Source organism: Flectobacillus sp. BAB-3569, from assembly GCF_002270355.1.
Taxonomy (GTDB): domain Bacteria; phylum Bacteroidota; class Bacteroidia; order Cytophagales; family Spirosomataceae; genus Flectobacillus; species Flectobacillus roseus.
The window spans coordinates 38133-51766 of sequence record NZ_NJFZ01000022.1 but is presented as its reverse complement, the minus strand read 5'-3'; the positions used below and the strand labels follow the sequence as shown (position 1 = coordinate 51766).

Below are 13634 nucleotides of genomic sequence, written 5' to 3'. Positions count from 1 at the left end.
TTTTATTTCCCTAAAATATTCCAGTGTTTTCAACTTAGCGTCTAGCGCAAACATTTCAACTATGAAGTCTTTTTTAAATAAACGCATTGCTGGTAATCAATTAACGCAAGAAGAGGCTTATGCAGCCCTTTCGATTATTGGTAGAGGAGATGCAAACCCATCTCAAATAGCAGCATTTTTAACTACCTATATGATTCAGGCTATTACGCCAGAAGAATTGGAAGGGTTTAGAGATGCCATGCTCGATTTGGCAGTAACTATTGATCTTTCGGCATACGACCCAATGGATTTGTGTGGTACTGGTGGCGATGGTAAAGATACCTTCAATATTTCCACAACAGCCTCTTTTGTGGTAGCAGGCGCTGGCCAGTCTATTGCCAAACATGGCAATCATGGAGTTTCTTCTTCGGTTGGGTCATCAACAGTTTTAGAATACCTAGGCGTAAGATTCTCGAATGATGAGGAGTATTTACGAAGTAAAATCGAGCAAGCAGGTATTTGTTTTTTGCATGCACCACTATTTCACCCTGCTATGCGATTTGTAGGTCCTATTCGTAAAGAGCTTGGTATGAAGACTTTCTTCAACATGCTTGGTCCTATCTTGAATCCTGCAAAAGTGCAGAAACAAATCACAGGAGTATATAATGAAGAAGTACTAAAATTATACGGTGCCATCTTTGAGAAAACTGGCAAAAACTTCGGCGTTTTGTATGGATTAGACGGTTATGACGAAATTTCATTGACGGGAGACTTTGTTTTGATTACACAAAAAGGAATTGAAACTATTTCTCCAAAACAATTAGGCTTCTCAAAGTGTAGTCCAGAAGAGTTGCACGGTGGTCATACAGTAGAAGAGTCAGCTAAAATCTTGACATCGGTATTAAGCAATGAAGGAACCAAAGCACAAACAGAAGTAGTTTTGGCAAATGCCGCTACTGCATTGTATTGTGCAAGTGACAGCCTCAGTTTAGAGGATGCTGTTGCCAAAGCCAAAGAATCATTAGAAAGTGGTAAAGCTTTTGAATCCTTCAAGAAATTTATTGCTTAAGTTGGTACGCTTTAGGCTGTAAGCTATATGCATTAGGCAAGCACAACATCTAAAGAACCACAGATATTTTTTGCCGAGAGCTCATAGCTAAAAATCCAAGGCCAAATAGTTGAATTTAATTGTGGGTAAAAGTATTGATCACTGAAATTTTAATTTCACAACTCAGCACTCACACTTAATGCCCAAAAACCTTTAAGAAATGACAATTTTAGATAAAATCATAGAAAATAAAGTTCGTGAAGTAGCCGAAAGAAAAGCCCTTGTGTCAATCGATGAGCTTACTAAGAAAGGATATTTTGCCAAAACGACGAATTCTCTTAAAACCAGTTTGTTGAATCCTGCATCGTCGGGAATCATTGCTGAGTTCAAAAGAAAATCACCTTCAAAAGGTATTATCAATGCCAATGTAACAGTTGAGGACGTAACAACAGGATATGTTCAGGCTGGAGCAGCTTGCTTGTCAGTTTTGACAGATATGGATTTCTTTGGTGGTTCGGACGAAGATATTTTGGCTGCCCGTAAAGCTAATCCTACCATTCCTATTTTGCGTAAGGATTTTATTATTGACGAATATCAAATTTTTGAAGCCAAAGCCTTGGGAGCTGACGTAATCCTATTAATTGCGGCCAACCTTACTCCTACGCGTATTTATGAACTAGGAAAAGTCGTAAAAGAATTAGGGATGGAAACCCTCTTGGAAGTTCATGACCAAGAAGAACTCGACCGCAGTCTTTGCGAGTTTATCGACGTAGTGGGTGTGAATAACCGTAATCTTAAAAACTTTGCGGAACAAAACGTAAATGCCTCGCTTGAGCTAGCCGAAAAGATTCCAAGTCACTGTATTAAAATTTCGGAAAGTTGTATTTCTCAACCCGAAACAATCAAGCAATTAAGAGATGTAGGATATAGAGGTTTTTTGATTGGCGAAACATTTATGAAAACTCCTGCTCCTGCTGAAACCTTAAAAAGCCTAATTGCTCAAATTCAGTAAATTAAATGGCTTTTTAGCAACCTTGTTTCCACAAAAATGTCATGTTTTTTCAGTATTTTTGTTTTTTAAGAACGTCTAATTCCTAACAACTACCGTCAAGATATGAGACTAAAAATATGTGGAATGCGTGATGCCGAAAACATCCGTGAAGTATTAGCCTTACAACCTGACTACATGGGTTTTATTTTTTATCCAAAGTCAAGCCGATTTGTCGGAAATGAGCTTGATGAAGATTTATTAAAATCCTTTCCTAAGTCAACCAAAAAGGTAGGTGTTTTTGTCAATGCTTCGCAAGCCTATATTTTGGATACAGTCAAAAAATATAATTTAGATTACGTTCAGTTGCATGGTGAAGAACTCCCTGACTTTTGTAAAAATCTAAAATTTAAAGGTGTGAGCATCATTAAAGCATTTTCAATAGACAGTACTTTTAATTTTGCTAAATTACACAACTACAAACCTCATTGCGATTTCTTCTTGTTCGATACCAAAGCTGGTGAGCAAGTTGGTGGAACAGGACTAGCATTCGATTGGTCTCTACTGAGTCGCTATGATAACGAAAAACCCTTTTTCTTGGCAGGTGGTGTAGGTTTAGCCAATGCTGCACAAACTTTAGATTTAAAACAATTACGGATTCATGCAATCGACGTAAACAGTAAGTTTGAACTTGAACCTGGACTAAAGGACATTGACAAACTGAGTGAGTTAATCAAAATCTTGAAGCCAGAAGAAGTTGAAATGTAAAAGAGGTGCTAAAGACAATTATTTCTTAAAATTATTTGTGTCAAATGACTACAGCTCAACAATATAATGTAAACGAAAAAGGATACTACGGGCAATTCGGAGGAGCATTTATTCCCGAAATGTTGTATCCCAACGTAGAAGAACTCAAAAATAACTATTTGAGTATTATCAACGACCCTGCTTTCAAAGCTGAATTTGACGCTTTATTGAAAGACTATGTTGGTCGTCCAACGCCCTTATTTTTAGCAGAACGTCTTTCAGAAAAATATAATACTACTATTTACTTGAAGCGTGAGGACTTGTGTCATACAGGCGCACACAAAGTAAATAATACCATCGGACAGGCATTGTTGGCGAAACGTTTGGGGAAAAGACGTATCGTAGCCGAAACTGGTGCTGGTCAGCATGGTGTTGCTACGGCAACGGTTTGTGCTTTGATGGGCTTGGAGTGTATTGTATACATGGGTGAAATCGACATTGAGCGTCAAGCACCGAACGTAGCACGTATGAAAATGCTTGGAGCAGAGGTTCGTGCGGCAAAAAGTGGCTCAAAAACCTTGAAAGATGCAACTAACGATGCCATGCGTCACTGGATTAATAATCCTGTAGATACACACTATATCATTGGTTCGGTTGTGGGTCCACACCCTTATCCCGATATGGTAGCGCGTTTTCAATCTATTATTTCGGAAGAAATCAAATGGCAGTTACAAGAAAAAACAGGAAATACCAACCCTGATTATGTTATTGCTTGTGTAGGTGGTGGGTCAAATGCAGCGGGTGCATTTTACCATTTCTTAGACGATGCTCAAACCCAGCTAGTAGCCGCAGAAGCAGGTGGTCATGGTATTAGCTCGGGTTTTTCGGCAGCAACAACATTTTTGGGAAAACCAGGTGTATTACACGGAAGTCGTAGTATTTTGATGCAAACAGAAGATGGTCAGGTGGTAGAACCACATTCTATTTCGGCAGGTTTGGATTACCCTGGTATTGGTCCTATGCACGCACACTTGTTTGATACACATCGTGCCAAGTTTTTTGCTATTACAGACGAAGCTGCATTGAAAGCTGGTTTTCAGTTATCAAAACTAGAAGGTATTATACCTGCATTAGAGTCAGCTCATGCACTTGCAGCATTAGAAGAATTAGGTGCTCAACCAAACGAAACGGTTGTAATCAACCTTTCTGGTCGTGGCGATAAAGATTTGTCAACCTACATGAAGCATTTGTAGGACTTTGATTTGATTGATATAGCAAAAAATCCCTTCGGCTTTCGCCAAAGGGATTTTTTGTTATTGTTACTTTATCAAGACTTACTGACCCAACAATGTTTCTAGTTCTTTTTTGAATTCCACTAAAAGCGTTTCTTTCATTGAAATTTTACGCTTCTGAGTATTGATTTTATTGATCACCAACTTGTCGTTCATTTGACCAGAGTATTGCGATTCAGAAATAAACGAGTCTAATTCGTTTTTCTCTTTCTTCGTCATATAATCCATTTGGTTGATCATAATCTTCAACTGCTCGATACGTGGTTTTTCGTGCAAAGCAGGGTGACGGTACGAGATAACACGCAACAAGTAGTTCATTTCGAAAATCTTATCGCAAATGTTACGGAAACGTTCTGCCAAGTTTCTATCCACACTTTTCGCCAAAGTCGAAAGCTCTTTCCATTTTACAAGATATGCTTTTGCTTTTTCTGCTGTTTGTGGAATATTTGGTTGATCTGGGAAGTTACGCTCCAACTCAGTCGTCATGTCCATCATTTGTTGAGCACGAGGATCGATTCTTGGTTTCGATACAATTCCCTTCACATTGTTATAACGCTCGAAGAAGAAATCAGAAGAACGTTTGAATTGCTTCCAAAGCATAGATTGCTTTTTAGGCGGTACCTGAGAGATGGTTTTCCATTCACGCTGTAAGTCTTTTACTTTTTGGAAACCAGCATCTACATCTTGTTCGTAACGCAATGCACGAGCACTATCAACGATACGTTGTAACTGAGCTAACTTCTCGTCGATGATACGGTTTTTCTCAGCATAGTATTCACGACGACGAACGAAGAAATTGTCAACGATACCATTAAATTCAGTTTCAATGCCATCTTGCAATGCCTTATCAACAGGACCAGTCTTCAGCCATTTGGTTTTGATTTCCATAATGACATCAGTTGCTTTAGCCCAGTCGTCAATAGCACCAGCTTGATTAGCTTCCTCAATCAAAGCTCTCTTGATTTCAAGATTTTTGATTTGATTGTTTAGAATTAGCTCACGCAACTGCAATTCTAACTCATCCAACTTGTGAAGTAGAGGTACGAAATTACCCAAACCATCAAACTCTACGAGGTTTTTACGTAGTTGGAGTAATTTAGTTAGGTAAGAGCCTTTGTTTTGAGCTTCATCTACTTGAGAGAAAAGCAAATTCACTTTGTTTTCTGCGATAGCAAAGCGATTAACAAAATACTGAAGAGCTTCTTCTTCGGTGTTACGAACAACACCAATCAGGCGGTCTGGGTATTCCAAATATCCTTTTAAATAGACCTTACCATCTTTACAATAGCCATACTCGGCAGGGTTTTTTACTGTATTTTCCATTGGTTTACGTTGCGTGGTTAGAGTTTTTGGCAATGCTCATAGCTCTAACGGGATTCATGGTTTAGGTTAAATATTAGCTTTTTTGATTTTGAATACTTCATTTATTCTATCTCACTGAGTAAACAATTTAATAAAATGAATGAAAAATCTAGTTAATAACCTATTTGAGTTAATAAGACAAATTTATTGATTGTTGGTGGATTTTTATCGGTTATTAGTTTGATATTTTTTTGCAATATACTGAATTTCAATAAAAAATATAATTATACATATCGATTATCCATTATTCGGACAAAATTTAACATTGGCATGCTAAAATCGCTATGAATTACCAATGGAAATAAAAACTAAGCCTTATACACTGAATCCCCACTCTGCTTTTAGTATCTTTGACAAATTTATTTCTTAGTTTTTTTAATCACTAAAACCTGCGAGCTTTGAACTTACTTTGCTTGAATTAAAGTCAATAATTTTAGTACTTTACTCATCCTTTTTCTTAAAAGTATTGAGCTTCAAGCAATTTATTCAAAAGCTATGTAGAGCTTCAGATATTCATTTTACTAATATAAATAGACCTTTAGAATAAAACAAAAAAACAATGAGTCAAGAAACCATTATTTTTTCAATGGAACGGGTTTCTAAAACTGTTCCACCACAAAAAACAATTCTCAAAAATATCTATCTCTCGTTTTTCTACGGCGCCAAAATTGGGGTACTTGGTCTAAACGGTGCTGGTAAGTCGTCGTTGTTACGTGTGATTGCTGGTATCGACAAGAGTTACACAGGCGATGTGGTATTTTCGCCAGGTTATACGGTAGGAATGCTTGAGCAAGAGCCAAAATTAGACCCAACCAAAACAGTTAAAGAAATTGTGGAAGAAGGTGTCGCTGAAATTGTTGGACTTTTAAAAGAGTTTGACGAAATCAACGAGGCTTTTGGCGACCCAGACGCTGACTTCGATAAATTATTGGCTCGCCAAGGAGAAGTTCAAGAAAAGCTAGACCATTTCAATGCTTGGGAACTAGATACTCGCCTCGAAAAAGCTATGGATGCACTCCGTTGTCCTCCATCTGAGGCATTAGTAGGCAATCTTTCTGGTGGTGAAAAACGCCGTGTGGCGCTTTGCCGCTTATTGTTGCAAGAACCAGACGTATTATTGCTCGATGAACCTACCAACCACCTCGATGCTGAATCGGTATTGTGGTTGGAAGAACACCTTCGTCAATATAAAGGAACCGTTATTGCCGTAACTCACGACCGTTATTTCTTAGATAACGTAGCTGGTTGGATTTTGGAACTTGACCGTGGCGAAGGTATTCCATGGAAAGGAAATTATTCTTCATGGTTGGAGCAAAAGCAAAATCGCTTGGCTATGGAAGAAAAAACGGAATCTAAACGCCAAAAAACTTTACAGCGTGAATTGGAGTGGGTACGCATGGCTCCAAAAGCTCGTCAGGCTAAATCTAAGGCTCGTTTGGGTGCTTATGAAAAACTCCTTTCGGAAGAAAACAAACAAAAAGAAGATAAGCTAGAATTATTTATCCCACCAGGACCACGCTTGGGTAATAAGGTTATTGAAGTAAATAATGTTTCAAAAGCTTATGGAGATAAACTATTATTCGAAAATCTTAGTTTCTCATTGCCTCCAGCAGGTATCGTAGGTATTATCGGACCAAACGGTGCTGGTAAATCGACATTATTTAAGCTTATCTCAGGTCAAGAAACTCCAGATTCTGGTACATTCGAAGTCGGAGATACTGTTAAAATGACCTATGTAGATCAAGAACACCATCTTTTAGATGCAGGTAAATCTGTTTTTGAAACTATTTCAGGGGGTACAGAGCAAATTATGTTAGGCAACAAGCAAGTTAATGCTCGCGCCTATGTGAGTAAATTCAACTTTGCGGGTGCCGACCAAGAAAAGAAAATTGCTAACCTGTCGGGTGGTGAGCGTAACCGTGTTCACTTGGCAATGATGTTGAAAGAGGGTGCTAACTTGGTACTTTTAGATGAACCTACCAACGACCTCGACGTAAATACCTTGCGTGCGTTGGAAGAAGCTCTTGAAAACTTTGGTGGTTGTGCTGTAGTTATTTCCCACGACCGTTGGTTCCTTGACCGTGTGGCTACGCATATCTTGGCATTCGAAGGAGATTCTCAAGTATATTGGTTTGAAGGTAACTTCTCTGACTACGAGGAAAATCGTCGTAAACGTTTGGGAACTGATGCGACACCAAAACGCATCAGATACAAAAAATTACAATAGTATTCATCCTCAATTCAGTGAATTGAGATTGAGTGAATGAGTGATTGTGTTAGAATAATAATCACTCATTCGCTCAATCGCTAAATGTAGGAATGGCTTATGTTTGGTGAATATCTTTAAAATTTCGGACAGCGAAGCTCTGCTTTTCTTGGACGATACTTAGGTTTTGATTCGAACAAATCTGAAAATACATAAGAAAGCGATAGCTCGTGTGCACCTCCTGTGGACGAGCCTAAGCTTGAAATTGTCATATCGTAGCTATAACCAATCGAAAAGTTATCTTGACGATATCCTATCAAAATCACAGCAGCATCATTGCTCAAGTAGGTCGTATTATCTTTTTTGTATGTTTTTAACGGAATACCTCTGTACCAAGCTCCAAGCACAAGAGGCGAATAAGTCAAGTACATACCCACATCCAACTGGTCAAATGCACCTTGATGCTTGTAATGTACAACAGGGGTTAGACTTTTTTCTTTCTCTATCTGACTTCCTAAATTATTACCGATTTCGTAATCTGCTAAAGGAATTCTGTACCCTGCCTGTACGCCTATTTTCATAGGTAATTTGGCATCGGCATTACCAAAGGATTGATTAGGCTGATTGATGTGATGTACTGAGAGTCCAGCCCAAAATCTTTCTGAGTAAACAATCCCACCCGAAGAAAAATCCCAATATTGAATCGTAGGAGCAAATCCACCAGTTACAATTGGATCGTTAGTATAAGCGGGGAATCCTCCTCCGTTGAGATAAGACTGGATTTGGTCAGCAAAAATATAGTCCCCAAAATTGATACTACGACTCACATACGAGCCTTGCACACCAAGATTGGCAGATAGACCATCGCTTAATTTGAGGTGGTATGTATAAATTGCACCAATATCGGTAGTTTTTAAATTTGAAAATTGTCTATCATTCGTAATCAACAAGCCCACGCCACTATTGATGCGTTCGAGATACATATCTGCCGAAAGAGACGAAGTAACAAAGTTCGCACTGAGAGAAGGCCACTGATTACGGTGATTAAAGTTCACACGAGGTGCCATAGCCGAACCTGCAAATGCTGGATTAAGATATAAAGGAGCTGCATAAAACTGTGAGTATTGAGGATCTTGCCCCAATGCAACTAGCACAGTCCCAAGTAATATTCCTAAGCCTAAAATGGTTTTTCTTAACATATTATTGATAAAAGTTACTTCTCATATTTCTTGGTAAATCTCTAAAATTTTATTGAATAGGTTTCTAACGAACTGTAAAACTTAAATCAGAACTATTTTTAGAAGGTCCCAAATAGGTTTTAGTAATATGACCTCATTTGAGTGTAAAAAGCTGCTAGAATCGCATTTTTATATTAAGTTTTAACAAAAAAAGACCTTTTTGAAGGTAAAAAAGCGTTTTAGAGTTTACTTTAAAATTAATATCCTACTTATTCGTTAAATTATATAAAATTGTGTGTAAAATAACTGTTGAACATAAAGTTATGCAGTTTGTTTATTCAATAAATGATTTTTTTCTACAAATCTAGTGCCATCTCTGCGTATATATACAACCCTTTAATCGAGTTGTCGGTCTATTAGAGTAAATTGTAAGATGGGTATCACGACATAGATAACGAACAAATGTTAAATTTTGGTAAATCATATCCGTATTTTTTGCATATCCTTTTGGTATCATTCCTTTTCCTAGGAATGAGTGTAGTTGGTATGGGGCAAACTACGAGTACTCCAGATTATATTGCCGTAAAGAACCTTTGTTTATCTGAGTGCTCAGATTCAACTGCTGCAACTCAGTTTCGTGATTTACATACGACCAAAGCTACCAGTGTTCTTTGGAATTTTGGTGACCCGACCAGTGGAGATAAAAATACCTCTACTCGACTTAATTCTGCTCACTTGTACGCTACAGCAGGTACTTATACGGTAACGCTAACAAGGAATGAAATCTCAGGACCTGTAGTATATACCAAAGTAGTTACGATAAATCAGCCCCCAAGGCCTTTTTATTTGGGAAATGATCCTTCGCAACAAGATACTACTATCTGTAAAGGCGATAAACTCAAACTAGACCCTTATCGAACTGGAGGTGCCGAACCGCAGTTTAAATACATCTGGTTTCCTAAAGGAGATACAACACAAACCGTACTGGCAGATTCAACCACTTGTTATTCTGTACAAGTAACAGATACCTTGACAGGCTGTTCTACGGAAAATAAGTTAAATGTCAAACTCTGTGTACCTCCTCCACCACAACCTCCTAAAGAATATTGGTATTTTGGACAAGGAGCTGGTATTTTGTTTCAAAATGGCGAGCCAACAGCCGACGGAAACGGTAAAACCAACTCACTAGAAGGTGTAGCAGGAATAACAGATACAAAAGGAAATACCATATTTTATTCAGATGGTAAAAATGTGTATCGTACAGACGGAACGCTAATGCCATCCGTATCCTCTAGCATTCCCTTAGCTGGAAGTTCTACTGCTACGCAAGGGGTTGTCATTGTGCCAGTACCTTCCTGTAAAGGCTGTCAATCAACGTATTATGTATTTACAACAACTGATGTAAATGGGACTAAACAACTCACCTACTCTATTGTAGACATGCGTAGAGACAGTGGTTTGGGAAAAGTTATAGAAAAAAATATTCCGCTCGATACCAACAGCACTACAGAAAGTATTGCTTCTGTGTATGTTCCAAAAGATTCTACTTATTGGGTTGTTAGTCACGACTATGGTGATAATACATTTCGTATGTATCGTGTTACAAAAAATGGGGTTTCTATTTCCAAAACAATTAGTATTGGTGCCAAAATAGACTCTGTGGGTAAGGCACAAGGGTATTTGAAGTTTTCACAAGATGGTACCAAAATGGCTTATGTAGTGCCTGGGCCAGATCGCAACTATGTAGAGATATATGATTTCGCAGATTCTACAGGAGCTATTTCTAACAAAAAAGTCATTGATTTAGGCAAAGCCCCTCCAACGCTGTATGGTGTGGAGTTTTCACCAGATGGTAATAGTTTGTACACCAGTCTTACTGCTGGTGTCACGACACTTCCACCAGCCGACACCACAATTAAATCTCAACTATTACAGTTTGACTTAACCTCAAATGATTCGGCTACTATTGGTTTATCTCGAAAACTCATTGATAGTACTAGTACCAAAAATTTTGGAGCCCTAAAAATAGGACCAGATAGCAAAATCTATATGGCTGTTCAGGGTAGTACGCATTTGGCTGTGATTGGTCAACCCAATATCATTTTACAAACAGGCAGTAAAGTAGATACTTTAGAATACAAACAACTTGGATTTGATTTGGCAGGCAAATTGAGTCAATTAGGCTTACCCAATAATACCTCTGTAGCTCCCGAACAAGATCAACAATCGGGGATTTCGGTTGGCGACACTTGTTTGGGCGCTCCTACTCAGTTTCAAGCGAATCATCTCTGTGGTGAAAAACTAAAAAATACGAAAACACTTTGGAAAGTTTACAAAGGACCAGCTCCACAACAAGGTCAGCCTGAAACATCATTGCCTGTGGCAACACTAGGAGGTACTGGCTCTGAACAAGACTTGCAAGTGAGTACTACTTTATCTGAGCCAGGCTTGTATCATGTTACGGTAACTATGGCAAATCGTTGTAAATCTGATACCACTTTACCCGCACAAGAATTTACGATAAAACCTATGCCCAATCCTGATTTGGGCAACGATATACAATTATGTGCTGCTAGTACGACCTTAGATTCGAAAAATACGATAGCAAATAGCCGCTACTTTTGGCAAAGAGATGGAGGTTTATTGGCTGATACTTTATCCACTCTCAATGTTACACAGTCTGGTACTTACAAAGTACTTGTTGAAAGCGACGGATGTATCAAAGAAGATGAGATAAAAGTCGTACTGGCACAAGCTCCTCCTTTTGCTGTGGCAGATACCAATATTTGTCAAAATAGCTCTATTATACTAAATGCGGCTAATCCAAATTTTAGTAACACAACTACTTACTTATGGAATACAGGAGCGACAACTCCTTCAATCACGGTATCCACAACAGGAAAGTATACTGTTACAATCAATACACCAATAGGTTCAACACAATGTACTGTTAGTGATGATATTCAGGTAACTGCGAGACCAAAAGCTACTTTCAACTCTGCTATTACTAACCCTACAGCTTGTAACGCTCAAGATGGAACTATTGCCTTAACCAATTTTTCTCCAGCTGATAATTATAGTTTTATATGGAAGAAAAACGGATCTATTATACCTAGTTTGAGGGGGAGCAGTCTTTCTGGACTGGGACCAGGGGTTTATCAAGTAAGTATCAGTAGCCCTAATACATGTTATCAAAATGCTGATTTTAACTTACAACCCACCAGACTGCCCGTCACAGCTATAACGACTCTCTCAACGCCTGTGACTTGTCTAACAGATGGCAGCATAACGATTGCGCTTGGAGCTACTAATCAGTTTATTCCAGCAAGATATGTACTTTTACAACAGAACAACGGTGTCTATGATCGTATCGCAAATGGAGATATGAGTGGGATTTTTGTAAGAGATAGAGAATATAGAATTAGTAATCTTGGTGTTGGTACCTATCAAATAGTTCTTGAAACGGTAGAGGGCTGTCAGTACACTACCTCGCCAATTACGTTACTAAAAGTGGCCAGTACACAATTAAGTATCGAGCCCCCAGTGGTAAAATGTGAAGGAGAATCCGTTACATTAACGCTAAATCAAACACCTACAGGAACAATACTTTGGAGTACAGGAGCGACTACGCCGACCATCAATGTTCAATATGCTGGTATTTATAGTGTTACTATTACGTCATTAGATGGCAAGTGTAATAATTCTGCTCGTACAACGGTTACTTTCAAAGCAAGTCCTAGAGTGAGCGTTACAGGACCATCTTTCTTGTGTATAGGAGCGACTCCTGTTCAACTACGTGCCACACCTGAAGGAGGAACTTGGGGCGGGTCGAGCAATATCAGTGCAACAGGCTTATATACTCCTGCGACTTTTATCAAAACGGAAACTATTACCTACAGTTATACCCAAAATACCTGTACAGGAAGAGGTAGCGTCAATATTTCGACCGTATCTAAGCCTTATGTTGACTTAGGAGAGGATATTGTTTTTTGTAAAAATACCTCTGTAATAATCGGTATTCCTACAGACCCAAACTGGACATTTAGATGGAATACAGGAGAATCAACACCTCAAATTACGCCTACCAAGTCAGGAAACTATACTTTGTTAGTTTCAAATGGAGCTTGTAATTCTAGCGATGATATCAATGTAAATATTCTTCCGATACCATTTAGTAGTCTGAAGTCGGAAGTGCCTTTGTGTATTGCTGATGGCAAAGAGCTAGAACTTGACCCAGGTAATGCTGGAAATACATGGCAATATGAATGGAGTCCTTCAGGTGTAACCTCTCAAAAAATTAAGGTTTCTTCTGTTGGCAATTACACTGTTAAAATAACGAATCTCGAAGGTTGTAGCATCAAAGCTAGCACATTGGTATATGACTTGTGTCTTCCCGACATCATGGTTCCCAATATCTTTACCCCAAATAATGACGGATATAATAACACTTTCAAAATTTTCCCTAGACATATTTTAAAAGAAGGTTTTTCACTAAAAATCTACAACCGTTGGGGCGAATTGGTATTTGTATCGTATGATTGGGAAGATGAATGGGATGGTAAGTTCAAAGGAGTACTAGCACCTCCTAATAGCTATGCTTGGGAAATAACCTATCGTCCTGAATACCCTGAGCCAAACGTAGGCACTCCTCTACAAGTTAAACGTGGTGCAGTAACAGTGGCGTGGTAGCAATGAGGGAATTAGTGAATTGTGAATGAGGGATTATTTACTTGTCCAGCATTTTATCATCAAAAAAGCGGTCGAAAATTGTTTTTCGACCGCTTTTTTGATAGATATCTGATTTTTAAGTTACTGAATTAGGGAGCAATCACTC

The 13634-nt window shown here is 38.5% G+C and carries 8 protein-coding genes; 6 read left to right on the top strand and 2 right to left on the bottom strand.

From position 1 onward, the window contains the following. Positions 1-61 precede the first annotated feature (61 nt). From trpD to trpB, 4 genes are all read left to right on the top strand, one after another. Positions 62-1048, top strand: a complete 987-nt coding sequence (trpD, locus tag BWI92_RS20150) for an anthranilate phosphoribosyltransferase (protein ID WP_095166180.1) — start codon at positions 62-64, stop codon at positions 1046-1048. 199 nt (positions 1049-1247) lie between these two features. Next, positions 1248-2039, top strand: a complete 792-nt coding sequence (gene trpC, locus BWI92_RS20145) for an indole-3-glycerol phosphate synthase TrpC (RefSeq protein ID WP_095166179.1) — start codon at positions 1248-1250, stop codon at positions 2037-2039. 102 nt (positions 2040-2141) lie between these two features. After that, positions 2142-2783, top strand: a complete 642-nt coding sequence (locus tag BWI92_RS20140; RefSeq protein WP_095166177.1) for a phosphoribosylanthranilate isomerase — start codon at positions 2142-2144, stop codon at positions 2781-2783. A 44-nt stretch (positions 2784-2827) separates the two neighbouring features. After that, the gene (trpB, locus tag BWI92_RS20135; RefSeq protein ID WP_095166175.1) at positions 2828-4015 is read left to right on the top strand and encodes a tryptophan synthase subunit beta; all 1188 of its coding nucleotides are present in this window, start codon (positions 2828-2830) and stop codon (positions 4013-4015) included. Positions 4016-4096: 81 nt separating this feature from the next. On the opposite strand, the gene BWI92_RS20130 is transcribed toward trpB, so the two are convergent. Then, positions 4097-5377: a DUF349 domain-containing protein gene (locus BWI92_RS20130; protein ID WP_095166172.1), complete on the bottom strand. Its 1281-nt coding sequence runs from the start codon at positions 5375-5377 to the stop codon at positions 4097-4099. A gap of 598 nt (positions 5378-5975) precedes the next feature. On the opposite strand from BWI92_RS20130, the gene ettA reads away from it, so the two are divergent. After that, positions 5976-7643, top strand: coding sequence for an energy-dependent translational throttle protein EttA (ettA, locus tag BWI92_RS20125; RefSeq protein WP_095166169.1), 1668 nt, complete (start codon positions 5976-5978; stop codon positions 7641-7643). A 116-nt stretch (positions 7644-7759) separates the two neighbouring features. On the opposite strand, the gene BWI92_RS20120 is transcribed toward ettA, so the two are convergent. Next, positions 7760-8821 (bottom strand): type IX secretion system membrane protein PorP/SprF, encoded by a 1062-nt coding sequence (locus BWI92_RS20120; protein ID WP_095166167.1) that lies wholly within the window; start codon positions 8819-8821, stop codon positions 7760-7762. A 441-nt stretch (positions 8822-9262) separates the two neighbouring features. Between BWI92_RS20120 and BWI92_RS28565 the strand changes: the two genes are divergently transcribed. Further along, positions 9263-13489: a gliding motility-associated C-terminal domain-containing protein gene (locus tag BWI92_RS28565; RefSeq protein WP_095166165.1), complete on the top strand. Its 4227-nt coding sequence runs from the start codon at positions 9263-9265 to the stop codon at positions 13487-13489. The last annotated feature ends 145 nt before the right edge of the window (positions 13490-13634 follow it).

What these genes read in the sequence shown, in the direction of transcription:
- trpD (WP_095166180.1), top strand. Translation starts at nt 62, where the DNA reads ATGAAGTCTTTTTTAAATAAACGCATTGCTGGTAATCAATTAACGCAA.
- trpC (WP_095166179.1), top strand. Translation starts at nt 1,248, where the DNA reads ATGACAATTTTAGATAAAATCATAGAAAATAAAGTTCGTGAAGTAGCC.
- BWI92_RS20140 (WP_095166177.1), top strand. Translation starts at nt 2,142, where the DNA reads ATGAGACTAAAAATATGTGGAATGCGTGATGCCGAAAACATCCGTGAA.
- trpB (WP_095166175.1), top strand. Translation starts at nt 2,828, where the DNA reads ATGACTACAGCTCAACAATATAATGTAAACGAAAAAGGATACTACGGG.
- BWI92_RS20130 (WP_095166172.1), bottom strand. Translation starts at nt 5,377, where the DNA reads ATGGAAAATACAGTAAAAAACCCTGCCGAGTATGGCTATTGTAAAGAT.
- ettA (WP_095166169.1), top strand. Translation starts at nt 5,976, where the DNA reads ATGAGTCAAGAAACCATTATTTTTTCAATGGAACGGGTTTCTAAAACT.
- BWI92_RS20120 (WP_095166167.1), bottom strand. Translation starts at nt 8,821, where the DNA reads ATGTTAAGAAAAACCATTTTAGGCTTAGGAATATTACTTGGGACTGTG.
- BWI92_RS28565 (WP_095166165.1), top strand. Translation starts at nt 9,263, where the DNA reads ATGTTAAATTTTGGTAAATCATATCCGTATTTTTTGCATATCCTTTTG.